Genomic DNA, 23,285 nt, shown 5'->3' on the forward strand with positions numbered 1-23,285 from the left:
GACCCGACCTTCGTATTGCGAAGGCTTTTATAACACGAGGGGGATACTGGGAAATAGAGGACGGTTTTCCGGGCATCTCTCCACGTCCGGAGGCAACTCACCGATAACTGATGACTTTATTAGAGAGCGTACATCCCGCGGTACCAGGTCGGCCCGCACCAGCCGTTGACGGCCCCGCTACCGGGATGACACCCCGTTTTGAGCTATGAGCACTGTAGACAAGCAACTCGAAGACGTGAAGGCAACGATCGACGAGGAAGTCCCGCGCCGTATTTCCGTTTCGGATGTCACCTACGAGGGACCGGAACTCGTCATATACACGCGGGACCCGAAAGAGTTCGCCGCGAACAGCGACCTCGTTCGCCGGCTCGCGTCGAAACTCCGCAAACGCATCACGGTCCGTCCGGACCCGGACGTTCTGGCCCCGCCAGCCGAGGCCGAGGCGGCGATCCGGGAACTCATCCCCGAGGAAGCCGGCGTCATGGACCTGAATTTCCACACTGACACCGGCGAAGTCGTCGTCCAGGCACAGAAGCCCGGCGTCGTCATCGGCCGGCGTGGCGCGACCCTGCGTGAAATCACGCAGGAGGTCGGGTGGACGCCCGAGGTCGTTCGGACGCCCCCCATCGAGTCCTCGACGGTCGAGAACGTCCGGAACTTCCTCAAACAGGAGCGGGAGGACCGCCGGGACATCCTCGAACGCGTCGGCCGGCAGATCCACCGCGAGCCGATGTCCGACGACGAGTACGTCCGCATCACGACGCTTGGCTGCTGTCGGGAGGTCGGCCGCGCCGCCTTCATCCTCTCGACACCGGACACGCGGATCCTCATCGACTGTGGCAACAAACCCGGTTCGAACGGCGAACAGCCGTATCTCGACATCCCGGAGGCGTTCGGGGCCGGAACCAACGGCATCGACGCCGTCGTCCTGACCCACGCGCACCTGGACCACTCCGCGATGGTCCCGCTGCTGTTCGAGTACGGCTACGACGGCCCCATCTACTGCACGGAGCCGACGCGGGACCTGATGGGACTGCTGACGCTCGATTATCTGGACACCGCCGCGGACGAGGGCCGCACGCCGCCCTATGATTCCGAGATGGTCCGCGAGGCGATCAAACACACCATCCCGCTCGAGTACGGCGACGTGACCGACATCGCGCCCGATATCAAGCTGACGCTGCACAACGCCGGCCACATCCTCGGTTCGTCGGTGTGTCACTTCCACGTCGGCGACGGCCTGTACAACGTCGCTTTCTCCGGGGACATCCACTATGACGACACGCGCCTGTTCGACGGCGCGGTCAACGACTTCCCGCGGGTGGAGACGCTCGTGCTCGAGTCGACCTACGGCGGCCGCAACGACTACCAGACCGACCAGGAAGACTCCGAGCGAAAGCTCAAACAGATCGTCCAGAACGCCTACGACCGCGACGGGAAGGTCCTCATTCCGACCTTCGCCGCCGGGCGGTCACAGGAACTCATGCTCGTCCTCGAAGAGGCGATGCGGGAGGGCGACATCCCCGAGATGCCGGTCCACCTCGACGGGATGATCTGGGAGGCGACAGCCGTCCACACGACCTACCCCGAGTATCTCCGCGACGGCCTGCAGGACCGCATCTTCGACGAAGACGAGAATCCGTTCCTGGCCGACCAGTTCAATCACATCGACGGCGGCGACGAGGAGCGACAGGAGATCGCCGACGGCGATTCCTGTATCATCCTCTCGACGTCCGGGATGCTCACCGGCGGCCCCGTGATGTCCTGGCTCGAAGAACTCGGCCCCGACCCGGACTCGGCGCTCACCTTCGTCGGCTATCAGGCGCAGGGAACGCTCGGCAAGCGAATCCAGCGTGGCATCGACGAGGTGCCCGTCGGTAGCGGGCGCAGCGAGACGGTCCCACTGGAGATGACTGTGGAGACAGTCGACGGCTTCTCCGGCCACGCCGACCGGCAGGGGCTTGAGAACTTCGTGAAGACGATGAACCCCCGACCGGAGAAAATTCTCTGTGTCCACGGCGACGAATCCGCGACACAGGACCTCTCCTCGTCGCTGTACCACGACCAGAACATTCGGACCTTCGCGCCGGAGAACCTCGAAACGTTCCGCTTTCGCTGATCCGGTCGCCGTTCCCGCTTCGCTATCTCCCCGATAGCGGCAGTGAACAGAAGTTACGAACAGCCAGAAAGCCCCGACTGGCTCAACTCGGGGGCCTCGCTGCGGTCCTCACTGCGTTGCGGTCCTTGCATCGTCCGCCGTCGTTCAGCCAGCCGCCCCTTTCAGTCCCACCCGAGCCGGTTGGGAAAGCGATACTGGGTGGGATTGAAAGGGGTCACGTTCTCAGCGAACCCCGGCGAAGTAAGCACCCACTGGAGCGCAGCGAGCCGCGGGAGCTGAGAACGCGAGGGCTTTCTGGCACTCTGCAGTCATCATTGCTAAACTAAACACCACCAATAGCCGGACGAACCTCTATACGGCAGGCGGGTGAAGGGGCAGATATGGACATCATCCAGTATCTCGACGAACTCGAACCGGTCGGGATGGTACTCATTGGACTCGTGCTGTTCATCATCCCGGAGCCCGCGACCTCGACGCTCGGAATCGGCCTGATGGCGCTGGGCGGCGCGTGGTGGTTCTACGAGTGGAACCGGTGAGACACGGACAGCAGTGTCTATGAACCACGACCGCATTCACGCACAGGAACCGTCACACCACCGCGACCGCTGGACGGTCGGCACAATCACCGGGATAGCGAAGCGGGACGGCCACTGCGTCGTCACCGTCGAAGACGAGTCCGGCGAGCCAACTGAACTCGTCGTCACCATGGCCATCCGCGACCTGTTCGTCAGCCGGCTGGACATCGGCGACGACGAGAGCCCGGTCGGCGAGCGCGTCTGGTTCCGGAAACGCGGCGGGTAGTAACCGGCAGCCGCTGAGGCGTCCGGTCATGGTTCTACGCCCGAACTTCTTCTGCTGACACGGGTCGCTACGACAGATCGACGGTCCGGTCGGCCCAGCGCCGGAGCGTCTCGAGCGCATCCCGCTCGGCCCGGGACACCGGATTATCGACGCCCAGTTCGTCGCTGTCGAAGGCGTTGAGGACGGCCGCGTCAGCCCCGTCACAGTATTCGGTGAGCCGGCGGACCGCAGCGGGATCGTACTGGAACGGTATCGTCGCGTCGTTGACAAACACCGCCCGCGGATTCGGCGGAAGTCGGTCCATCTCGCGCTCGGCCAGGCGGGCGTTCTCTCTGGCGAGCGCGACGGCCTGGTCGTCAGTCTCGCTCTCGGCGCGCGGGGCGCTAGCGTCGATCCGGCCGACCCAGACCGTCTCCGGCACGGTGATGAACCGGTCGAGGCGACCCCCTAAGACGGCCCCGTCCCGTTCGAGTTCGGGCGCGAAATCGAGAACGACGACGCCTTCGGCTCCCTCGCGGCCGAGCCAGGCATCGAGCGCGGCGGCGGTCGTCCGCGTCTTGCCGGCGTTCGAGGGACCGGTGACGAGCGTCGACCCGGAAAGCGGGAACTCCACGCCGGTCACGCGAGGCGTTCCTCCCGCAGGAACTTCCCGCCGAGGCCGGCCATGGCGAGCCCGAGCGCGACGGCGAAGGCCAGCACGAACCCGGAGAGCGGCCCGATGCCACCGCCGAGCTGTTCGGCGACGAAGTTCCCGGCCAGCCCACCCGACACAGCGATGAGCGCCAGGCCGCCGATATTAGCCAGCAGTGAGTTCGACTCCGGAACCGCGTCGGAGTTCAGGAGGTAGAGGACGAGCGCGATGACGAAGGGCGTGCCGACGGTGCCGAGCGCGAGCACCAGGACGAGCTGGCCGAGCACGTTCCCGCCGATGAACGCGCCCGGGGCAGAGAGCAGCGCGACGGCGACGAGCAGTCCGCGGTAGCGGCTGTCCTCGATAGTGGTGCCCCAGCCGAGCTTGTCGGCGAGCAGGAACGGCGGCACGATGGTGTTGCCCCCGAGCGTTGATACGGCAGCGCCCCAGAGCCCGACCAGGAACAGCCAGCGGGCGCTGTCACCGACCAGCGGGCCCAGCGCCTCCGCAGCGCCGACCGTCGTGAGGTCGCCGGAGGTGAGCACGCTCGCCGTCACCAGGAAGATAGCGAGGCTGTAGACCCCAAACGCCACCAGCATCGACGCCCCGACGTCGACCGTCGCGAGGTCGTAGTCCTCGCGGGTCCAGCCCCGGGCCCGCATCGTGTAGGAGTGCATCGTGATGAGCGTGATGTGGACCGCGCCGCCGAGGATGCCGGCGGCGACCAGCGCGCTCCCGGACGGGACGGACGGTATCAGCCCGGTCGCCGCCGCACCGGCGTCGATGGGGACGACGAACAGGCTGGCGACGAAAGCGACAACGACCAGCAGGACGAGGACTTTCGCGGCCAGTTCAAGAAACCGGTAGCCGCCGCCGGCCAGTCCCGCCGCCAGAACGAGCGCCCAGGCGACGCCCCAGATCCGCGCGTCGATACCGGTCACCGTCGCCGAGACTGTGGCGACAGTTTTCATAATCACCAACTGTGCCACGCCGGCCGCAAGCACCGCGTCACCGACCAGCAGCCACGCCCACGTCTCGCCGAGGTGATCCTCGACGACGGCGACGATGCCCCGCTCGGTCAGCAGTCCCAGCCGCATCGCGAGATACTGGGCCAGTGCCCCCGCCCCCGCGGAGAGGACGACGACCCACAGGAGGCTGTAGCCGAAGGCACCGCCCGCGGTGACGAGGCTGGCAATCGTCGCCGGGCCGGCGGCGATAGCGCCTGCGATCCAGGACGGCCCCATCGCTTCGACGTAGTCACTGATTGTACCCTTGCTAACAGCCGAACTATCGACGGTTTCGGTCGGACTCATACCTCCGGCTTGGGTGAGGCCCCCTCAAAACACTGCCGACATATCGTTCGGTGGTATTCTGCGGTAATTCGACTGCGGTACAGCGGTTATACAGAAACCAAGGCGTTACTGGATCGACACCATCGGCTCACCGAGCGGTGTGCTACCCCAGCCGACGGTGGCTATGCCGATTCAGAGTTCGACAGTTCCGAGATTCGATTCGAGTTCGTCGACGTGGTCGTTGTACGCGTCCACGAAGTCCGCGAACTGCGGGGCGTACTCGCGGATGTCAGCTGCCGAAGGCGGTTCGTACTGCGAAAGGAGGTAAAGGCCGTTGCTCCCGCCGACGCGGAGATACGACGCGCCGTCGGTGTCCCACTTCAGTTCCCACCGCGTCCCGCCGATCCGTTCGGTGAAGGTCCCGTAGTCGCCGCCCTCGTAGCGCTGGAGTTCCCGCGAGATCTGGTCGCAGATTTCCCGGATGCGGCCCAAGACGCGGTCCCGTTCAGCAACCACGCCATCGGTCGTCGCAATTTCCGGGAACTCGGTCGACACGTCGTCGAGTACGCCGTCGAGCGACGCGACGTAGTCGTTGAACCCCTCGACGAAGGCGTCGTAGTCGGCCAGCGCGGCGGCCAGCGGCTCGGGCTCCGGCGGCTGTTTGGTCGAGATGACGTAGGTATCAGCGCCACGCGAGGGCGAGAACCGGAGGTACTCCAGGTCGCCGCCCTCGTACTTGACGGTCCACTCGCCGCGGTCGGTCTCGACGTCCGCCTGTCCGTAGTCGCCACCCTCCAGCCGAGCGAGCTGGTAGGCGACCTGTCCGGCGTGGTCCCGGACCGCCGCGACCAGTTCGTCGCGCTGCTGTGCAACGGCTGTCGCGTCGGTGGGGTCGGCCGGTGGCCACTCTGTCACAGTGGACGGAAACGGCGGGACGGCAATAACAGGCTCGGTCGGCTACTCGGATTCGAGGAGGGCGTCGTCGCCGTGGCGCTCCCGGAGCCCCTCGAAGTACTCGCGCTGGGCGTCGATGTTCGGCGTCGACTTCGCGTACACGTCGGCGAAGAGGTCCGTCGGGTCTGCGGCGTGGGCCTCTGCCTTGTCGATGATCTCGCCGAGTTGCTCGTTGATGGTGTCGTCCATCACCTCGATTTTCCCGTCGTCCAGCAGATTGCAGTTTCTGAGGAACTGCTCCATCCGGTCCAGCGGGTCGCGTTCGCGCCACTGCTCGACCTCTGCTTCGTCCCGGTACACGTCCGGGTCGTCGGCGGTCGTGTGCGCACCGAAGCGGTACTGGACGGCCTCGATGAAAATGGGTTCCTGCTTCGCTCCGTCGGCCCCCACCGCCTGCTCCCGTGCGGCCTCGGTGACGGTGTAGGTCGCCAGTGGGTCCATGCCATCTACCTGTACGCCGTCGAAGCCGTAGGCGTCGGCTTTCTGTGCCAGCGTCGCGCTGGCGGTCTGGCGCTCCCGCGGCACGGAGATGGCCCACTGGTTGTTGTTGCAGAAAAACACCGTCGGCGTCTCGAACACGCCGGCGAAGTTCATCGCCTCGTGGAAGTCCCCCTCGCTGGTAGCCCCATCGCCGAAGTGGACGACGCCCGCCCGCTGGTCGCCCTTGCGCTTTGCCGCCCACGACCACCCGACTGCGTGGGGGAGGTGCGCGCCGATAGAGATGTTCAGCGGAAATACGTTCACGTCGCCGATGGCGGCGTTACCCGCTTCGTGGCCCATCCAGTAGAGGACGTACTCCCAGGGGAGCCCGCGGGCGACGAGCGCGCCGTGTTCCCGGTACTGGTAGAAGATAGTGTCCGCGTCGGCCAGCGCGTACGTCGACCCGATCTGTGACCCCTCCTGACCCGCCAGCGACGAGTAGGTTCCGAGCCGACCCTGGCGCTGGAGGCTGATCATCCGCTCGTCGAACCGGCGGGCAAAGCGCATATCGCGGTACATCGAGACCAGCGCCTCGTCGCCGAGATCTGGAACGAGATCCGGGTCGACGATCTCACCGTCCGAATTCAGCGCCTGTATGCGGTCGTCGGGAGCCCGGTCGAGAACGTCATGGGACATGTCGTATCACCACACTCGAAGCGGACGAGCAAAAAGCTGTGTCCGGGTTCCTGTCGACTGTCGGCTGTAATCACGTGAAAGGTATTGGCACGTCGAAGCGGCGAATATTTTCACAAAGAGACAGCCAACAGTATCAGCCCAGCCACTCCAGCACACGACGGCGAGCGTCGGCCTGGTCGTCGGGCATCACTTCGAGGACGACGGCCCCGTCGAAGTGCGCATCGAGAACATCGGCAGTCCGTTCGAGCGGGATGTCGCCGTTACCAAACGCCAGCCCGTCCTCAAGCGGCGTGCCGTCGGTAAAGTGAACGACCTGAATCTGGTCGCCGTAGTCCCGCAGAAGGGCTTTCAGCGAATCCAGATACGTCGGCTCGGCCATATACAGGTGGGCCGTATCGAGCACCAGGTCGTGGCCGCGGTCCAGCAGGAGATTCCGCAGGGAATGGACGCTCATCCCGGGGTTGTTCTCGTAGCCGTACGGCACGGTGAAGCCGTAGCTGTCAAGCAGGGCGGTGTGCGTGTGCTGGGCGTACTGGCTGTGGACCACCAGATAGGCGTCGAGGCGCTGGGCCAGCGCGTCGCTCTGGCGGAACGGCTCCGGGTCGTCCGGTCGGGCGTGAAGCGTGTGGACCGACGCCGCAGAAACGGGTGACTGTTGGACTCTCGCCGCTGTCGTCGCCACGTCGTCGAGGTCTGCCGGTCGGAGATGGAGTTCCACGCTGTCGAAGCCCCGGTCGGCCGCGGCGTCAAGCTTGGCCGGGCTCGGCGGGCACTTGCCGACAAGGTTCATTACGACAGAGTTTCACGACGAGGAAGATAAAACGGTCTCTTCACCGACGGCGCTTGCCCGAGCGTTCATACCGTTTCCGCCCATGGTATCGATGATGCCTGGCAAGGCGGGCGCAGACGCGGACGAGAGTGGGCTGATATTCTGGCGGGGGCACCACCTGTCGGCCACCCACGCGGTACTCTGGACCGTCATCCTCATCGCAACGGTCGGGGACATCCTTCTGACAATGACCGGGCTCACGGTCGGGCTACAGGAGGGGAACGTCGTCGTCAGCACGATGCTCGCGGAGTTCGGACTGGCTGGCCTCTGGCTGGTGAAGTTCGGTGCGATGCTGTGGCTGGTCGCCGGCTGGCGACTGCTCTCCGAGCGCGACGCCACGGTATTTCTCGCCCTGTTTGCCGTAGTGACGCTCGCGGTCGTTGCCTACAACGCCGTCACCATCCTGCAGTACCGCGGCGTCATAACGGTCGTTTCGGTGCTTTGAGGCGCTGAAGCCGTCCAGTGCAGGAACACCGGGGTTAAATACCACCGGGTGTGACCACGGAGTAATGGATAGACGTTCCTTCCTGACAGCGGCCGGCGCGACGGTGTCCGTCTCCGTTGCTGGCTGTGCCGGGCTGGGCGGCAGCGACGAGTCGAGCACCGAGGGCGGCAGCACGGACGAATCGACCGCGCCCGGGACGAGCACCGGCGACGCCGGCGGTGCCGAGGAGACGCTCGTCGTCGGGACCTACAGCGCGTTCATCGACTCGCCGTCGACGAGTCCGGGCGCGTGGGTGAAACAGCGCTTCGAGGAGGAGTTCGACGCCCGCCTCGTCTGGCAGACGCCGAGCAACGAACTCAACCACTACATCGAACGCCGGAACGCCGGCGTCGACATCGAGGCCGACATGTACCTCGGACTGAACACGGACCACCTCGTCCGGGTGGACGAGAACCTCGACGAGGCGCTGTTCGCCCAGGTCGGCGACGTGGCCGGCCAGGACGACATCAAGCCGGGCCTGCAGTTCGACCCCGACGGCCGGGCGATCCCCTACGACACGGGGTACATCAGCCTGGTGTTCGACGGCACGGCGACCACCGCGCCGGAGACCTTCGACGGCCTGCTGGCCGAGGAACACGCCGGCGATCTCATTACGCAGAACCCCGCCAGCTCAGCCACTGGCCGGGCGTTCCTGCTGCACACAGTCAAGCAGTTCGGCCCCGACGGCTATCTGGACTACTGGAGCGACCTGCAGGACAACGACGTTCGGGTACTCGGGTCGTGGAGTGACGCCTACAGCGCGTGGTCGGGCGGCGAAGCGCCGATGGTCGTCTCCTACTCCACCGACCAGGTGTTCGCCGACCAGAACGACGCCAACCTTGAGGAGCACCAGATCCGCTTCCTGAACGACCAGGGCTACGCTAACCCGGAGGGGATGGCGGTCTTCGAGGGCGCGGACACCCCCGACCTCGCACGGGAGTTCATGGGCTTCCTGCTGCGCCCGGAGATCCAGGGCGAAATCGCCGTCCGGAACGTCCAGTTCCCGGCGACCGAATCCGCCGACCTCCCCGAGGACTACGCGGAACTGGCCCAGGAGCCCCCGGAGCCGGTCACCTTCGGCTACGACGAGCTCAAGGGCTCCGTCTCGGGCTGGATCTCCGACTGGGAGCGGCAGTTCGCCTCGAACTAGCGACGACTGACTGTGGCCCGAGATCTCGACGACGGTACAGCAGGCGATGGCGACGAGGAGTCGACAGGAACAGCGGACAGCCCGTCCCGCGAGCGACGGCGGACCGTCCGCAACACTGTCGAGCGGCGGGCCATCGTCGGGCTCGCGGTCGCCACTATCGCGCTGTTGCTCGGCATCTTCTACTACCCGGTGGCGACGGTGTTCATCGAGAGCGTCCTCGTCGACGGCCGCTGGACGGGCCAGATGTTCGTCTCGATACTGCAGGACCCGTTCTACCTCGGGGAGCCGGCGCGGTTGCTGGCCGGCGAACCGGTCGAGGCCGTCATTGAGGCCCTTCTTTCGCCGGACCGGCGGCTGGGCGTCATCGGTTTCACGGCGTACCAGGCGGCGCTGTCGACCGTTGCCAGCGTCGCCCTCGGGCTCCCCGCAGCCTACCTACTCGCCCGCTACGAGTTTCCAGGCCGGCGGACGCTCCGGTCGTTGACGATTCTCCCTTTTGTCCTGCCGTCAATAATGGTCGGGGTGGGCTTCGTCGCCACGTTCGGCCGGAACGGGACGCTCAACGCCGTGCTCGGCGCGCTCGGTCTGGGACAGGTCAATCTCCTGTTCACGCTGGAGGCCGTCATCATCGCTCACGCGTTCTACAACGCGCCCCTCGTCGCCCGGGTGACCACCGCTGCTTGGGAGTCCGTCGACGCCAGCGCGGTCGAGACGGCGCGAAGTCTCGGCGCGAGCCCGTTTCGGGCGTTCCGCGACGTGGTCGCCCCGCAACTGTACCCGTCGGTGCTGATGGGCGCGGCGCTTACCTTCGTGTTCACCTTCAGCACGTTCCCCATCGTCCTCGCCCTGGGCGGGTTCCAGCTGGCGACCGTCGAGGTGTTCGTCTACCGCCTCATCCGTGACCTGGAGTACGCCGAGGCGGCCGCGCTCGCGCTGATTGAACTCGGCATCTCGCTGGGGCTGCTGTACGCCTATCTCCGCTACGAGGCCAAGCATACCGTCCGGTCCCGTGGGATTCGACCGCTCCCGCGCCGGCCGCTGACGCCGCCGTCGTTCTCGGCCCGTGAACTGCTCCCCCGGATGGGCCTTGCCGTCTACATCGTCGTCGCGCTGGCGGTGTTTGTCGCGCCGATTGCGAGCATGATTCTCGCCAGCCTCAGCGGGCCGGAGGGGCTGACGCTGGCGAACTACAGGTTTCTCATCGACCGGCAGACGACGGGCGCGTCGTTCCAGGTCCAGCCGTGGGACGCGGTCAGAAACTCGCTGCTGTTCGGCGTCGCCTCGCTCGCCGTCGCGCTGCCGATGGGCGTCGTCGTGGCTGTGCTGACGACCCGGGACTACCGCGGCCGGAAATTCGTTGACGCCGTCGCGATGTCTCCCCTTGCAGTATCAGGCATCGTCGTCGGCCTCGGCCTGCTCCGGGGCCTCGTCTTCGGCGTCGAGATCGGCGGGTCCCGCGTCGCCGTCGGCGGCGGCCTCGCCATCATCGCCGCCCACGCAGTCGCGGGCTATCCGTTCGTCGTCCGCACCGTCGCGCCCGGCCTCGAAAGTATCGACCACACGCTCGTCGAGTCCGCCCGCGCGCTCGGCGCGCCACGCGCCAGGGCGCTCGTGGACATCGAACTCCCGCTGGTGTGGCCGGCCGTCGTCGCCGGCGCGGCCTTCGCGTTCGCTATCTCTATCGGGGAGTTCTCGGCGACGATTGTGCTTGCCTCCGGGACGAACCAGTTCACGATGCCCATCGCCATCGAGCGGTTCATCGGCCGTCGGCTCGGCCCCGCGACGGCGATGGGCGTCGTCCTGCTCGCCGTCACCAGCGCGAGTTTCCTGCTCATCGACCGGCTCGGGGGTGACGACGTTGGGTTCTAAGGAGTCGCCGTCGGACAGTGCTGGCGTGGATCGGAACGGCACACCGGCCGTCGAACTGGACGGCGTCACCAGACGCTACGGCGAGACGACCGCCGTCGACGACCTCTCGCTCGCTGTTCGGGAGGGCGAGTTCTTCACACTGGTCGGTCCCTCCGGGTGTGGCAAGACGACGACGCTCCGGCTCATCGCCGGCTTCGAAGCGCCGACGCGGGGGGAAGTTCGGTTCGGCGGCGACCCCGTCACCGGCGTCCCGCCGGAGGACCGCGACGTCGGTGTCGTCTTTCAGAACTACGCGCTGTTCCCGCACATGACCGTCGGGGAGAACGTCGCCTACGGGCTCTCGTTCGCCGATCCGCCCGGCGGCGGCAGCGACGAGGCGCGAGTACGCGAACTGCTGGAACTGGTGGATCTGGGCGACATGGTGGACCGCGACCCGGACACGCTCTCCGGCGGCCAGCAACAGCGGGTGGCGATGGCCCGCGCGCTGGCCCCCGGCCCCGACGTACTCCTGCTCGACGAGCCCATGAGCGCCCTCGACGCGAAGCTCCGGGAACGGTTGCGTGTGCAGGTCCGTGAGATTCAGCAGGAGCTGGGCATTACGACGATATACGTCACCCACGATCAGGAGGAGGCGCTGGCGGTCTCGGACCGTGTGGCGGTCATGCGCGACGGGAGGCCCGAACAAGTCGCGCCGCCGCGGACTGTCTACCGCGAGCCGGCGACGGAGTTCGTCGCCACCTTCGTCGGCGACAACAACGTCCTCAGCGGCGAGGTGGCAACCGTGCGGTCGAGCGCCGATTCCGACGGCGGAGGAGACAAACCCGTCGCGGCCGTGACGGTCGGCAGCACGACGCTGTCGGTGGTCCTAGACGGCGACAGCGGCCCGGCGTCCACTGTCTCCCCCGGCGACAGACTCACGTTCTGTGTGCGACCGGAACGGCTTACGGTCGACACCGACCGAAACGCGGTGACGGCGACAGTCACCAGCGCGGAGTTCCTCGGGGAAACGACGCGCGTTCACCTCGACTGGGACGGTCAAGAGCTTCTGTTGCGGACCGAGGAGCCGCCGGAGGGCACCGTAACGGTCGGCTTCGACCCCGAAGATGCACATATCATCGGCGGACCATAGCTGACCGCCGTCTCTCGTGCGCGTGCGCGCGAAGCCCTATACGTCCACGGCCCCTACAATCAGTGATGACACCACAGAAGCCATCTGCTGACGGCGAGCAGGCTGCCGAGGCCCGGACGACCGGGCTTGCGACCGACGGGGACGTGTCGGTCGACTACGAGACGGTGTCGGTCCCGGTGCTGGTCGTCGGCGCTGGCGCTGCCGGGGCACGGGTCGCTATCGGGCTCGCCGAGAACGGTGTCGAGCCGCTGGTCATCGGCAAACGCGACCACGGCGACGCACACACGACGTGGGCGGCCGGCGGGATCAACGCCTCGCTGGGGTCGCTCGACCCCGAGGACGACTGGACCATCCACGCCGCGGATACGCTGGACGAAGGGCACTTCATCAACGACCCGAAGGCAGTCGAGCTGACGACCAGACACATGCCCGACCGCATCCGGGAACTCGACGACTGGGGGATGCCCTTCGACCGGACCGACGAGGGGAAGATCAATCAGCGGTACTTCGGCGCGCAGTCGTTCCGGCGGACCTGCTTCGTCGGCGACCGCACGGGCGAGGCCATGCTCGATGCGCTCGTGGAGAAGGCCCAGTCGCTCGACATTCCCTACCGCGACAACGTGATGATCACGCGCCTGCTCTCGGATGGCGATCAGGTCTACGGGGCGGCCGGCTACGACATGGAGAGCGGGGAGTTCGTCCTGTTCGAGTCCGACCACGTCGTTCTGGCAGCGGGTGGCTCCTCCGCGCTGTACAACCGCCACTCCTCGCGCGACGAGGAGAACAACGGCGACGGCCCGGCGCTGGCGCTCGAAGCCGGCGCGTCGCTGATGGACATGGAGTTCGTCCAGTTCCACCCGACGGGGATGGTCGGCGACCGCTACGGCGAGGACTGGGACGGCCGACTCGTCACCGAGGCGGTCCGCGGCGAGGGCGGGCGACTGCTCAACAAAGACGGCGAGCGGTTCATGGAGGAGTACTCGCCGGATCAGATGGAACTCGACGCGCGGGACGTGGTGGCCCGCGCCATCGCGCAGGAACTCCGCGAAGGCCGTGGAACGGAGAACGATGGCGTCTATCTGGACATCTCGCACCGCGACGACGACTACATCAAATCGCGGCTCCCGCGGATGTACGAGCGGTTCATGGACCTCGGCGTCGACATCACGGAGAAGCCGATGGAAGTCGCACCGACTGCCCACTACTCGATGGGTGGCGTCGACATCGACTTCAAGACCGGGGAAACCGGCGTTGGTGGGCTCTACGCTGTCGGTGAGACGGTGGCAGGTGTTCACGGCGCGAACCGACTTGGCGGGAACTCGCTGGCGGAGACGGTCGCCATCGGCGCGCTCGTCGGCGACCACGTCGCGGCGCAGGTCACAGACGGCGACAGCGACACCGCCCTGCCGGCTGGCCAGCGTGCCATCGCTGAGCGTGAGTTCCGGTCGCTGCAAGAACTGGAGGCGTCGGACGGGGACGAAACACCCGAAGGGCTACTCGCGGACCTCGGCGACCTGCTGTGGGAGCACGCCGGTATTCTCCGAAACGAGGAGTCGTTGTCGACAGGGCTGGAGAAGCTTCGTGAGGTCCGTGAGCGGACGGGGAACATCGGCGTCGACGGCGACCGGACCACCCTGTCGTTCGAACTCGCCGTCGACCTCTCGTTCAGCCTCACGGTCGCCGAGGCGCTGCTGCTGGGTGCGCGCAAGCGCGACGAGTCCCGCGGCGCACATTACCGCACCGACGCGCCCGACGTGGACCCCGAGTGGCGGCGGAACATCCTCGTGGACCGCGGCGATACCGGGCTCGAACTGACGACCCGCGGCGTCGCCGAGCCGAGCGAGGAAGTCAGCGAGGCGGTCGACGTCGGCTACGAACTCGACTACCACCACCTCGAATAGACCGGCCCGCGGTGCAGTCTGCCCGCGGTTGCTTTTTTACTCGCGGTACGCGCAGTGGAAGCCGGCGCCCTGCTGGTAGAACGTCGGAATCACGTCTGTTCGGAGGTCCGCGTCAGGATCGTCCGCGAACTCCTGGCGCGTGAACTCCCGAGCGTCTTCGATAGCTGCTTCGACGTGGGGCGGGACGCCGGGTTCGTCAATCGTGCCGATGTAGGCCCAGATGAACGCCGCCTCCAGCGTGTCGAAGAACTCCGGAGTCGGTTCGAACGTTGGTTCGCCGTCCGCCGCGATCCGGTTGTACGTCCGGCTGATGAGGACGCTACCGTCGTCGAGGCCGTGGTCGGCGAACGACTCCGTTGTCGTACACTCCTCGTCCGCGTCGTAGTCACGCGTGGTGTCGCTTGACATGCCTGGATAGAGGGTAGATTACTAAAAGTAACCAGTCTGAGTGTGTCTCGATACGACACACCCTGGGTGGTTTTTTAAGCCACCGAGATTCAAGACGGTCCCAGTCGATGTTCTATTCACTGTGGCACCGACTCGCCGAACCGTCCTCGCCAGCGGCGGCCCCGCACTCGGCAGTCTCACCGCCGTTTCGGGCTGTCTGGGTGCCGCTGGCGACGCGGACGTGGCGTGTCCGCCGTCGGTCCCGGCGGACGCGTCGCTGCGCATCGGGTTCGTCGGCGACGTGATGTTGGGCCGGAGCGTCGATGAGCGCTGGCGCGATGACCCCGACGGACCAACGGCCGTCTGGGGGTCGATGCTCGACCGACTCCAATCACTCGACGGGTTGGTGGCGAACCTCGAATGCTGTGTCTCGGACCGCGGCGAACCACGGCCCGGCCGTACGTTCCACTTCAGGTCGAGCCCCGGATGGGCCGTCCCCGCACTGAACCGCGCCGGCGTCTCCTGTGCCGGACTGGCGAACAACCACCTGCTCGATTTCGGCCCGGCGGCGCTGACTGACACGCCGGCGCACCTCGGCGACGGCGGCATCGCCTCAGCCGGGGCCGGCACCGACAGAGAGACAGCTTTCGAACCGGCCTTCGTCGACATCGCCGGGCTCTCCGTCGCCGTCGTCTCGGTGACCGACCAGTCGCCGAGCTACGCGGCCGACGACGACAGCCCCGGCACGGCCTACGCACCGCTGGACCCGAACCACCCGCTGACTCGTCGCCGCGTCGGGGACGCGCTGACGGCGGCCCGGGACGCCGATCCCGACCTGCTCGTCGTCACCGCCCACTGGGGGCCGAACTGGGTGACGGAACCGAGCGAGACACAGCAGGCCTTCGCTCGCTGGCTGGTGGACAACGGGGCCGACGTGGTTCACGGCCACAGTGCCCACGTCATCCAGGGGGTCGAGGTGTACCGCGGTCGCCCTATCATGTACGACACCGGCAATTTCGTCGACGACTACGCGATCAAGGACGGCTACCGCAACGACCGGAGCTTCCTGTTCGAACTCCGAATCGAGAACGGGCGACTGGCCACGCTCGACCTCACGCCGGTCGAGAACGCGTACACGCAGGTCGGACGCGCCGACGAAGCGGTGGCGGAGTGGCTCCGGAAGACACTGCGAGCGCGCTCTCGACCCTTCGGAACGGCTATCGAGCGCGACGGGCTCGGGCTTCGGGTGCCGTTGACGTGTCAGCAGTAGCATCCCCATGTGTTCTTTCAGACCGCCGCGCTTTCCGCTGCTACTCGTCGACTGCCGCAACCGTCGCCATGATTTCGTCTACTAGCCGAGGGTTGTACGTCCAGAGGCCTCGAAACGGGCCGTCCGCGGTTTCTTCGGCGACGAGCGCGCACTTGTTCTGATCGTCACCGGCGGCGTCAAACGCCAGCAGCCACACCTGGTCGAGAACGCCGTCTGTGAGCGGATGGAACGAGATCCCGGGAACTGCCGGCGGCACCCAGTCGGCTTTGCCGTACACGTGGATGTCGAGGTCCGTGTCACTGGCAAGCGTCTCGTATCGGGCACGCTGAGAGCGGAAGATCGACAGCGACTGGAAGCTTACCCGAAGGGTGCCCTCCCCGACGCGGTAGGCTCTGTCCTCGAACTCGTGGGAGGTGGCGAGCAACTGCGCCGGTGTGAGCGATGACAGGAGCGTGTTCGCGAGCGCCGAGCGGAGAAGCTGCCGGCCCGGATCGCTGTCAGCCGTTTCGCTGTCGTCAACGCCGATCGTCGGCTCACACAGGAACGACTCCACCGCCGCAAGCGGAACTGTCTCGGCGAACGCGCCGTCCCGGTGGATGACGACAAACGCATCCTGCTGTCCGGTCGGGAGTTTCCGCCAGGTGGCGTCGATCCCCTGGCTTGCCAGGCGCTCAACCAGAGTCGTCGCTGCCGGCGGGCCGTACACAGTCATCGCCAAGTCCGAGCCCTCGAAGCGCCGAAGGAGCGTACGGACTGTCATCGATCCACGATCAGTCCTCGCGGTCTGTTTCGTCGGTGTCCAGATCGGTAATCGTCTCAAGGACCTCGGTCGTCGCCGGCGACAGTGCTGCCAGCGTCGCAGTCTGCTGGTCGGCGTCGTAGGAGATGACGCCAGCGTCATCGAGAACGGGGAGGTGGCGGTGGTGGAGCGCAGTGCGGGTATCGTCCCAGTTGTCGGCGTCGGTGGCTCGGCCGCGCGCTCGTGACCAGCCCACGACTACGTCAGTGAGTTCCGTAATTGCGGCTGCGTCGTGCTCGGCGAGGTAGGTGTACACCATCCGTCGGGGCTCGGCCGCCAGCGCCCGTAATAGAGCATCGAGTCGCTCGGACGGCAAGCCCGCTGTCTCCGCGGGCTGTTCGTGCTGATCCATGTCAACCAGTTGTCCACTCTCAGTATTAATATCATTGGCCGATAAGCAAGCACAGATGTGACGGAATCCATTTACGTGCCAGCACCGTCTAAAACGTATGAACTACGAGTCCGCCCTACAGCGTGCGTACGACGTGCTACCAGACCAGCCCCGGGAAGCCGGCGAACGGCTCTCGATCCCGGACCCCGAGGGCCAGACCGACGGGGCGTTCACGCGCCTGACGAACTTGGAAGCCATCGCTGACGCTGTCTCGCGGGACGCGCAGCATCTCCACCGCGCCATCCAGCGCGAGTTCGGGACCAACGGCCAGTTCGACGGGGGCGAAGCCCGCTACAACGGCTCGTTCGACACCGCCGATTTCGAGGCCGCAATCGACGCGTACGTCGCCGAGTACGTCACCTGTTCCGAGTGTGGCCTGCCCGACACGGTCCTCAAGAACGAGGACGGCGTCGACATGCTCCGCTGTCAGGCCTGTGGTGCGTTCCGGCCGGTCGCCAAGGGTGCGAGTTCGAACGCACAGCGGGACCGACCCACGCTCGAAGAGGGCGAGACCTACGAGGTCAAGATCACCGGCACCGGCCGCGAGGGCGACGGCGTCGCCGAGAAAGGGAAATACACCATCTTCGTCTCCGGCGCGCGCGAAGGGCAGGTTGTCGAAGCCTACATCGAGAGCATCAGCGGCACGCTGGCGTTCGGTCGGGTCGCGTAAGGTCGGTTTTCCCGCAGCGTCGCAACGCTTCGCTTAGTCCCAGAGATCCGTCGAGAGATATCGTTCGCCGGTGTCCGGCAGGACGACGACCACCGTCTCGTCGGGGTTATCGGTCGCGTACGCCGTGGCCGCGTGTAGCGCCGCGCCCGAGGAGATGCCGACCATGAGTCCCTCCTCGCTGGCGAGTCGGCGGGTCGCCTCGACGGACGCTTGCTTGCTTGCGGTCCGAACCTCGTCGACGAGGTCGCGCCGGAGGATGTCAGGAACGAACCCGGGACCGATGCCCTGGATGTCGTGGCTGTCCGGATCATCCGCCGAGAGCAGTTTGGACTGTTCCGGCTCGACGGCGACAGAGGTGAGGTCCGCGCCGACCTCCTCCTCGATGTACTCCGAGATGCCGGTGATCGTGCCGCCGGTCCCGACGCCGGCGACGACAGCGTCCACGTCGCCGTCGGTGTCCGACCAGATCTCCGGGCCGGTCGTTTCGCGGTGGGCCCGCGGGTTCGCCTCGTTCTCGAACTGCCGGGCACGGACGGTGCCAGGCTCGTCCGCCAGTTCGTTCGCCCGCTCGATTGCGCCGCTCATGCCCCCGTCTGCCGGCGTGAGTTCGAGATCCGCGCCGAGGCCCGACAGCAACTGCCGGCGCTCCTCGCTCATCGATTCGGGCATCGTCAGCACGCAGTCGTACCCTCGGGCGGCGCAGACGGCGGCCAGCCCGATGCCGGTGTTGCCGCTGGTCGCTTCGACCACGGTTCCGTCGTCGGGGAGGTCGCCGGATTCGGCGGCCGCCTCGACCATGTACAGCGCGATGCGGTCCTTGACGGAGTAGGGGTTCGCCGCTTCGACCTTGCCGAGCAGATTGTCCGCGAAGCTGTCGAGACAGACCAGCGGCGTGTCACCGATGAGCTCAGTCACGCTGGCTGCGACAGTTCCGTCGTCGTCTCGCTGGGCGTACGACTGCATACACCGAGGGAAGGCGATTGGCGCCCCTAACTGCACACCCAGAATACTGTGGGTTGAATAGATTCACTCGGTTTCGAGTCGCCGGAAGCTTATGTCGTCACGAGACCACCTATCCAGTGATGCCCGAGATTACCGTCTCCGAGGGCCTGTACCGCCAGCTTTCCGTCGCCGAAAACCAGGTTGACGAAGACACGCTCTGGAAGATGCTCCACCAGTTCAAGCGACAGCACGCGCCCAGCGAGTAACTGCACCCCCGTCGTCGCTATCCGACCGGCTCGATGAGTTCCGGCGAGTCGTTGCTGGGGCTGTTGACTGCTGAGGACACCGGATAGGTTCGCATCGGCCCGTCGTACGGGTCAAGCAATGCGGACACGGCGTCGACACTACCGCGCAGCCACGTCGACTCCTCCGAGGAGTCGAGGATGACGGCCATCCGATGGTGGAGGTCCCTGACTGCGTCGTTGGGCTCGGTCGTGACGATAGTGAACGACTCGACGATATCGTTTTCGCCGCTCGAATCGTCTCCGCTCGCGCCGAACTCCCCCAGTCCAGTCTGGCGCTGTGGCGGCTCCCACCGCTCGTACAGCCCCGCCATCGCGAACAGGTCGTCGTCCGGCAGGGCAACGCGATACGGTTGCTTGCCGCTGTCCTCATCGACCCACTCGTAGAACCCGTCAGCGGGGACCAGACAGCGCCGGGACTCGTAGGCCTGGGCGAACGAGCGCTTCTCGGTCAGCGTCTCGGCGCGGGCGTTGATGTGGCCGTGGTCCGTTCGGCTGTCGGCCCAGGCCGGAATCAGCCCCCACTCCATCCGCTGGATTGTGCCGGGCGACTCGGCGGTGATGACCGGCAGGTCCTGGCTCGGAGCGGCGTTGTACCGCGGCTCGTACTCGAAGGCGAATTGGGCGTCGAACCGTGTTTCGATGGCCTCGCGAGGCGCGAACAGACTGTAGCGACCGCACATGGCCGAAAACAGGGGCCGCTGGCGGATAAATCCAGCAGTGGCGGTCGACGCTGCGCGTAGCTGCCACGGTACCCCGACCATCGCGTTTCCCCGCCCGCGAATTTAAATTGTATCACGCCCAACCACTTCGTAGATGACCACGGACCCCTCGTTCAGCATCCCGGCACACCCACAGCGGCGCTTTCCGCACGGGAGCGGGGTCGAATACGAGGGCGGGACGGAGTTTCGCCTCACGCCCGAGAGCGAGCGGGCGACGTCGGAACTTGCCGAGACAGTCGTCGATATCCTCGACGACGGGCCGTACCGCTACGGCGATTTCCACGACCTGCCGATGCCGCTGTGGCTGGTCCGCGACGAGGAGACGACCGACGTGTTCCGCGTCGCCGTCCGCGACGGGACGGTTCGATTGCACGTCCTGCCGACCACGGAGTCCGACGGCCTGCGGCGGTTCTTCGAACGCCTGTGTGAGACCAGCGAGGGGCGCTCGTGGGCCGTACAGCGACACGTCCACGGGCAGTAGCCGGGCCGCCGGGTAGCGTGGACCCAAAACCGTCTTACACACCTGCCTCCATGTCTTCGCCATGACCGTCTCTCGCGAAGTCGAGCTAGAGGGCCACATCATCGACTCCGGGATGATGCAGTCCTGTTTCGGCATCATCATGGATCTGGGCGGCTCCTTCTCCGTCCAGGAGTTCGATATCGGCCGCCACAAAGACGAAGAGTCCTACGCCCGGATGCTCGTCGAGGCCGACGACGAGGAGCAACTGCAGTCGATTGTCCACGAACTCCACCAGCACGGCGTCAACCCTTCGGACCCGAAAGACGCCACGCTCGTGCCCGCGCCCGACGACCAGGTCGTCCCCCACGGCTTCTACTCGACGACGAACCACCCGACGTACATCCGCCACAGCGGCGAGTGGATCGAGGTCGAGGACATGGAGATGGATTGCGCCGTAGTAGTAGAAGACAGTGAAGACGGCCCCCGAGCCTACACCAAAGTCCTGAACGCCATCGAGGAGGGCGACATGGTCGTCACCGACGAGACCGGCATCAAGGTCCAGCCCCCGGAACGACCCCGCGACTCCGGCGGCGCGTTCGGCTTCATGCAGGGCGGCGTTTCCTCAGAGCGCCCGTCGGAGTCGACCATCCGCAAGATCGCGAACGCGATCAAGGAGACGAAAAGGGAGGGCGGCAAGGTGATGGCGGTCTGTGGGCCGGCCCTCATCCACTCCGGCGCGCGAGAGGACCTCGCCCGGCTCGTCCGCGAGGGGTACGTCGACATGCTCTCGGCCGGCAACGGCTTCGCCGTCCACGACATCGAGCGGGACATCTACGGCACCTCGCTCGGGATGGACACCGAGAGCCTCGACCATCCCCGTCACGGCCACAAACACCACATCTACGCCATCAGCGAGGTCATCCGCGAGGGTGGCATCGAGGAAGCCGTCGACTCCGGCACCATCGGCTCCGGCGTGATGTACGAGTGCATCGACAACGACCGGCCGTTCGTTCTCGCGGGCTCCATCCGCGATGACGGCCCGCTCCCGGACACCATCACCGACGCCGTCGAAGCCCAGAACGCCATCCGCGAGCAGGCCCACGAGGCCGACATGGTGCTGATGCTCTCGACGCTGCTGCACTCGGTCGCCGTCGGGAACTGCCTCCCCTCGACGACGCGGGTCGTCTGCGTCGACATCAACCCCGCCACCGTCACGCAACTCCTCGACCGCGGCTCCGCACAGGCGGTCGGAATGGTCACTGACATCGGCACTTTCGTCCCGATTCTGGCCGAGCAGTTGCTCGACGAGGAGTAGGACGACCACGAGCAGCGCGAGTGGTCGCTTTTTCGCCCACGTTTTTTACCGAGTGGTGTGCGACCACTGGGAGCACACCCGACGGTAAAAAAGGTGGTTTGCGGACGTTTGCCCCGATTCTGGCCGAGCAGTTGCTCGACGAGAAGTAGGACGACCACGAGCGACGCGAGTGGTCGCTGCTTCGCCGGCCTGGCCTCCGTTATCACGCGTTGATTTCTCGCGAGATACTTATTAGCCACCGACTGATACTCCGCCTATGACCTCTTCCGCGCGGCAGTTCACGCGGCTTTCCAGCGGTATCTCCGGACTTGATTCACTTCTCAGAGGCGGACTGGTGGAGGGGCGACTGTATCTCGTTATCGGGCCGCCAGGGACCGGTAAAACACTGCTCGGGACGCAGTTTCTCGAAGCGGGGCTCGAAGCCGGCGACGACGTGCTGTTCATCCACGCCGAAGAGTCGGCTACTGACCTGCTGGCCAACACCGCCGAACTCGGCATCGATATCGGCGACGCGACGTTTCTCGACGTTGGACCCGATTCTGAGTTCTTCATGGAGGCCGAATCCTACGACGTGGTCAAGCCGCGAGACGTCGAGGACGGGCACCTGATCTCGGATATCCGCGAGGCTATCGAGCGGGTGGACCCGGACCGCGTGCTCATCGACCCGATCACGCACTTCCAGTACCTCGAACCGACCGAGTACCAGTTTCGCAAGCGCGTCATCTCCTTCGCGCGCTTCCTGCAGGACAGGGAGACGACCGTGCTGGCGACCAAGACGCCGAGCAACCAGATGGACACCCAGCTCAGATCACTCAGCGACGGCATCATTTCACTCAGTTACGGCGACGAGAGAGCGGGCCGGCGGATTCGACTGCGCAAGCATCGCGGCATCGGCCAACGGGACGGGTCACACGGGATGGAGATCCGCGAGTCCGGCGTCGAAGTGTATCCGGCGCTCGAACCGGAGCGACGGACGCGGTCGTTCGACCCCTCGCAGTTCTCCGCCGGGGTGCCGGAACTGGACGCGCTCCTCGATGGCGGACTCGAACGCGGGACGGTGACGATTCTCAGCGGCCCGTCCGGCGTCGGCAAGTCGACGACGGCGACGGAATTTCTTGCCTCCGCAGCGGCGGACGGCTCCCCGGCGCTGGCCTACCTGTTCGACGAGTCCATCGACACGTTCACACACCGCTGTGAGACGTTCGAGATACCGATCTCGCAGTTGCGTGACGAGGGGACACTCCGCATCGAGGAGATCGAGTCGCTAGCGCTGTCCCCCGAGGAGTTCGCGAACCGCGTGACGACCCAGGCCGCGGAGCGCGGGGCCGAACTCGTGGTTGTCGACGGCATCGCGGGCTACAAGAACGCGATCAAGCACGGGCAAGACGACGTGGAACTGCGTCGACGGCTCCACGCCCTGACACAGCATCTCACACGCTGGAACACCGCCGTCATCCTGATCGACCAGCGCAGAGACGTGACGGGGCTGCACGAGCCCACGAGCGAGAACGTCAGTTACCTCGCCGACAACATCGTCTTCGAGAACTACATCGAGGTCGAGGGCGAACTCCAGCGGGTCGTCGGCGCGCTGAAAAAGCGCGTCGGCGGGTTCGAGGCGGTCCCTCGCCGGTTCGAAATAACGGCCGACGGCCTGCAAGTCGGTGACCCCGTCTCGGGGATGCACGGCGTGTTCGAGGGCGTTCCCGAACGGCATGGAGACAGCAGCGGACGCTCGTCCACTCGCTAACCACC

At 66.1% G+C, this 23,285-nt stretch carries 24 protein-coding genes; 14 read left to right on the forward strand and 10 right to left on the reverse strand.

The features are described from left to right. The first annotated feature begins 205 nt into the window (after positions 1–205). The 3 genes from ACY9XZ_RS01465 (at position 206) to ACY9XZ_RS01475 (ending at position 2,920) form a co-directional block, all read left to right on the forward strand. Positions 206–2,119 carry a beta-CASP ribonuclease aCPSF1 gene (locus ACY9XZ_RS01465; protein ID WP_463455322.1) on the forward strand — a complete coding sequence of 638 codons (1,914 nt, stop codon included), beginning with the start codon at positions 206–208 and terminating at the stop codon, positions 2,117–2,119. Between the two features lie 380 nt (positions 2,120–2,499). Beyond that, complete coding sequence (locus ACY9XZ_RS01470; protein WP_191906039.1) at positions 2,500–2,655, forward strand: hypothetical protein; 156 nt, start codon at positions 2,500–2,502, stop codon at positions 2,653–2,655. Positions 2,656–2,674: 19 nt separating this feature from the next. Then, entirely contained in the window at positions 2,675–2,920 is a 246-nt protein-coding gene (locus ACY9XZ_RS01475) for a DUF7861 family protein (RefSeq protein ID WP_463455323.1), read from the forward strand. 67 nt (positions 2,921–2,987) lie between these two features. Here ACY9XZ_RS01475 and ACY9XZ_RS01480 read toward each other — a convergent pair whose 3' ends face one another. From ACY9XZ_RS01480 to ACY9XZ_RS01500, 5 genes are all read right to left on the reverse strand, one after another. Further along, positions 2,988–3,542, reverse strand: coding sequence for a hypothetical protein (locus ACY9XZ_RS01480; protein WP_463455324.1), 555 nt, complete (start codon positions 3,540–3,542; stop codon positions 2,988–2,990). After that, positions 3,539–4,864 (reverse strand): divalent metal cation transporter, encoded by a 1,326-nt coding sequence (locus ACY9XZ_RS01485; RefSeq protein ID WP_463455325.1) that lies wholly within the window; start codon positions 4,862–4,864, stop codon positions 3,539–3,541. The genes ACY9XZ_RS01480 and ACY9XZ_RS01485 overlap by 4 nt, the downstream gene beginning before the upstream one ends. Positions 4,865–5,035: 171 nt before the next feature. Beyond that, positions 5,036–5,758 (reverse strand): hypothetical protein, encoded by a 723-nt coding sequence (locus ACY9XZ_RS01490; RefSeq protein ID WP_463455326.1) that lies wholly within the window; start codon positions 5,756–5,758, stop codon positions 5,036–5,038. A 42-nt stretch (positions 5,759–5,800) separates the two neighbouring features. Then, entirely contained in the window at positions 5,801–6,913 is a 1,113-nt protein-coding gene (gene pdhA / locus ACY9XZ_RS01495) for a pyruvate dehydrogenase (acetyl-transferring) E1 component subunit alpha (RefSeq protein WP_463455327.1), read from the reverse strand. 133 nt (positions 6,914–7,046) lie between these two features. Next, on the reverse strand, positions 7,047–7,703 hold the full coding sequence (locus tag ACY9XZ_RS01500) for a sugar phosphate isomerase/epimerase family protein (protein ID WP_463455328.1): 657 nt from the start codon (positions 7,701–7,703) through the stop codon (positions 7,047–7,049). 91 nt (positions 7,704–7,794) lie between these two features. Between ACY9XZ_RS01500 and ACY9XZ_RS01505 the strand changes: the two genes are divergently transcribed. From ACY9XZ_RS01505 to ACY9XZ_RS01525, 5 genes are all read left to right on the forward strand, one after another. Beyond that, complete coding sequence (locus tag ACY9XZ_RS01505; protein WP_463455329.1) at positions 7,795–8,187, forward strand: hypothetical protein; 393 nt, start codon at positions 7,795–7,797, stop codon at positions 8,185–8,187. 64 nt (positions 8,188–8,251) lie between these two features. Next, entirely contained in the window at positions 8,252–9,376 is a 1,125-nt protein-coding gene (locus ACY9XZ_RS01510) for a thiamine ABC transporter substrate-binding protein (protein ID WP_463455330.1), read from the forward strand. Between the two features lie 12 nt (positions 9,377–9,388). Next, complete coding sequence (locus ACY9XZ_RS01515; RefSeq protein WP_463455331.1) at positions 9,389–11,245, forward strand: ABC transporter permease; 1,857 nt, start codon at positions 9,389–9,391, stop codon at positions 11,243–11,245. Positions 11,246–11,270: 25 nt separating this feature from the next. Beyond that, a complete protein-coding gene (locus ACY9XZ_RS01520) occupies positions 11,271–12,374 on the forward strand; it encodes an ABC transporter ATP-binding protein (RefSeq protein ID WP_463455332.1) in 1,104 nt (367 codons plus the stop codon). A 65-nt stretch (positions 12,375–12,439) separates the two neighbouring features. Further along, the gene (locus ACY9XZ_RS01525) at positions 12,440–14,275 is read left to right on the forward strand and encodes an L-aspartate oxidase (protein WP_463455333.1); all 1,836 of its coding nucleotides are present in this window, start codon (positions 12,440–12,442) and stop codon (positions 14,273–14,275) included. A 36-nt stretch (positions 14,276–14,311) separates the two neighbouring features. On the opposite strand, the gene ACY9XZ_RS01530 is transcribed toward ACY9XZ_RS01525, so the two are convergent. Beyond that, positions 14,312–14,683, reverse strand: a complete 372-nt coding sequence (locus ACY9XZ_RS01530) for a hypothetical protein (protein ID WP_463455334.1) — start codon at positions 14,681–14,683, stop codon at positions 14,312–14,314. Positions 14,684–14,804: 121 nt separating this feature from the next. Here ACY9XZ_RS01530 and ACY9XZ_RS01535 point away from each other — a divergent pair, with 121 nt between their 5' ends. Continuing rightward, positions 14,805–15,932, forward strand: coding sequence for a CapA family protein (locus ACY9XZ_RS01535; RefSeq protein WP_463455335.1), 1,128 nt, complete (start codon positions 14,805–14,807; stop codon positions 15,930–15,932). Between the two features lie 40 nt (positions 15,933–15,972). On the opposite strand, the gene ACY9XZ_RS01540 is transcribed toward ACY9XZ_RS01535, so the two are convergent. Further along, positions 15,973–16,692 carry a DICT sensory domain-containing protein gene (locus ACY9XZ_RS01540; RefSeq protein ID WP_463455336.1) on the reverse strand — a complete coding sequence of 240 codons (720 nt, stop codon included), beginning with the start codon at positions 16,690–16,692 and terminating at the stop codon, positions 15,973–15,975. Between the two features lie 10 nt (positions 16,693–16,702). Continuing rightward, positions 16,703–17,083, reverse strand: a complete 381-nt coding sequence (locus ACY9XZ_RS01545) for a DUF7344 domain-containing protein (protein WP_463455337.1) — start codon at positions 17,081–17,083, stop codon at positions 16,703–16,705. A gap of 97 nt (positions 17,084–17,180) precedes the next feature. Here ACY9XZ_RS01545 and ACY9XZ_RS01550 point away from each other — a divergent pair, with 97 nt between their 5' ends. Continuing rightward, positions 17,181–17,792: a translation initiation factor IF-2 subunit beta gene (locus ACY9XZ_RS01550; protein ID WP_463455338.1), complete on the forward strand. Its 612-nt coding sequence runs from the start codon at positions 17,181–17,183 to the stop codon at positions 17,790–17,792. Positions 17,793–17,825: 33 nt separating this feature from the next. Here the strand turns inward: ACY9XZ_RS01550 and cysK are convergent, their stop codons facing one another. Further along, the gene (gene cysK / locus ACY9XZ_RS01555) at positions 17,826–18,755 is read right to left on the reverse strand and encodes a cysteine synthase A (protein ID WP_463455339.1); all 930 of its coding nucleotides are present in this window, start codon (positions 18,753–18,755) and stop codon (positions 17,826–17,828) included. A gap of 119 nt (positions 18,756–18,874) precedes the next feature. On the opposite strand from cysK, the gene ACY9XZ_RS01560 reads away from it, so the two are divergent. Next, positions 18,875–19,000 carry a hypothetical protein gene (locus tag ACY9XZ_RS01560; protein ID WP_463455340.1) on the forward strand — a complete coding sequence of 42 codons (126 nt, stop codon included), beginning with the start codon at positions 18,875–18,877 and terminating at the stop codon, positions 18,998–19,000. Positions 19,001–19,017: 17 nt separating this feature from the next. Here the strand turns inward: ACY9XZ_RS01560 and ACY9XZ_RS01565 are convergent, their stop codons facing one another. Continuing rightward, entirely contained in the window at positions 19,018–19,719 is a 702-nt protein-coding gene (locus ACY9XZ_RS01565; protein ID WP_463455341.1) for an SOS response-associated peptidase, read from the reverse strand. 133 nt (positions 19,720–19,852) lie between these two features. On the opposite strand from ACY9XZ_RS01565, the gene ACY9XZ_RS01570 reads away from it, so the two are divergent. From ACY9XZ_RS01570 to ACY9XZ_RS01580, 3 genes are all read left to right on the forward strand, one after another. Beyond that, positions 19,853–20,239 carry a hypothetical protein gene (locus ACY9XZ_RS01570; RefSeq protein ID WP_463455342.1) on the forward strand — a complete coding sequence of 129 codons (387 nt, stop codon included), beginning with the start codon at positions 19,853–19,855 and terminating at the stop codon, positions 20,237–20,239. Between the two features lie 61 nt (positions 20,240–20,300). After that, complete coding sequence (locus ACY9XZ_RS01575; protein WP_463455343.1) at positions 20,301–21,533, forward strand: ornithine cyclodeaminase, nickel-pincer nucleotide-dependent; 1,233 nt, start codon at positions 20,301–20,303, stop codon at positions 21,531–21,533. A 256-nt stretch (positions 21,534–21,789) separates the two neighbouring features. After that, positions 21,790–23,280: an ATPase domain-containing protein gene (locus ACY9XZ_RS01580; protein WP_463455344.1), complete on the forward strand. Its 1,491-nt coding sequence runs from the start codon at positions 21,790–21,792 to the stop codon at positions 23,278–23,280. The last annotated feature ends 5 nt before the right edge of the window (positions 23,281–23,285 follow it).

Source organism: Haloarcula sp. HT12 (assembly GCF_055271655.1).

Excerpts from the sequence above, each read along its gene's own strand:
- ACY9XZ_RS01465 (WP_463455322.1), top strand. The coding sequence starts at position 206 with ATGAGCACTGTAGACAAGCAACTCGAAGACGTGAAGGCAACGATCGAC.
- ACY9XZ_RS01470 (WP_191906039.1), top strand. The coding sequence starts at position 2,500 with ATGGACATCATCCAGTATCTCGACGAACTCGAACCGGTCGGGATGGTA.
- ACY9XZ_RS01475 (WP_463455323.1), top strand. The coding sequence starts at position 2,675 with ATGAACCACGACCGCATTCACGCACAGGAACCGTCACACCACCGCGAC.
- ACY9XZ_RS01485 (WP_463455325.1), bottom strand. The coding sequence starts at position 4,864 with ATGAGTCCGACCGAAACCGTCGATAGTTCGGCTGTTAGCAAGGGTACA.
- pdhA (WP_463455327.1), bottom strand. The coding sequence starts at position 6,913 with ATGTCCCATGACGTTCTCGACCGGGCTCCCGACGACCGCATACAGGCG.
- ACY9XZ_RS01500 (WP_463455328.1), bottom strand. The coding sequence starts at position 7,703 with ATGAACCTTGTCGGCAAGTGCCCGCCGAGCCCGGCCAAGCTTGACGCC.
- ACY9XZ_RS01505 (WP_463455329.1), top strand. The coding sequence starts at position 7,795 with ATGATGCCTGGCAAGGCGGGCGCAGACGCGGACGAGAGTGGGCTGATA.
- ACY9XZ_RS01510 (WP_463455330.1), top strand. The coding sequence starts at position 8,252 with ATGGATAGACGTTCCTTCCTGACAGCGGCCGGCGCGACGGTGTCCGTC.
- ACY9XZ_RS01525 (WP_463455333.1), top strand. The coding sequence starts at position 12,440 with ATGACACCACAGAAGCCATCTGCTGACGGCGAGCAGGCTGCCGAGGCC.
- ACY9XZ_RS01530 (WP_463455334.1), bottom strand. The coding sequence starts at position 14,683 with ATGTCAAGCGACACCACGCGTGACTACGACGCGGACGAGGAGTGTACG.
- ACY9XZ_RS01540 (WP_463455336.1), bottom strand. The coding sequence starts at position 16,692 with ATGACAGTCCGTACGCTCCTTCGGCGCTTCGAGGGCTCGGACTTGGCG.
- ACY9XZ_RS01545 (WP_463455337.1), bottom strand. The coding sequence starts at position 17,083 with ATGGATCAGCACGAACAGCCCGCGGAGACAGCGGGCTTGCCGTCCGAG.
- ACY9XZ_RS01550 (WP_463455338.1), top strand. The coding sequence starts at position 17,181 with ATGAACTACGAGTCCGCCCTACAGCGTGCGTACGACGTGCTACCAGAC.
- cysK (WP_463455339.1), bottom strand. The coding sequence starts at position 18,755 with ATGCAGTCGTACGCCCAGCGAGACGACGACGGAACTGTCGCAGCCAGC.
- ACY9XZ_RS01560 (WP_463455340.1), top strand. The coding sequence starts at position 18,875 with ATGCCCGAGATTACCGTCTCCGAGGGCCTGTACCGCCAGCTTTCCGTC.
- ACY9XZ_RS01565 (WP_463455341.1), bottom strand. The coding sequence starts at position 19,719 with ATGTGCGGTCGCTACAGTCTGTTCGCGCCTCGCGAGGCCATCGAAACA.
- ACY9XZ_RS01570 (WP_463455342.1), top strand. The coding sequence starts at position 19,853 with ATGACCACGGACCCCTCGTTCAGCATCCCGGCACACCCACAGCGGCGC.
- ACY9XZ_RS01575 (WP_463455343.1), top strand. The coding sequence starts at position 20,301 with ATGACCGTCTCTCGCGAAGTCGAGCTAGAGGGCCACATCATCGACTCC.
- ACY9XZ_RS01580 (WP_463455344.1), top strand. The coding sequence starts at position 21,790 with ATGACCTCTTCCGCGCGGCAGTTCACGCGGCTTTCCAGCGGTATCTCC.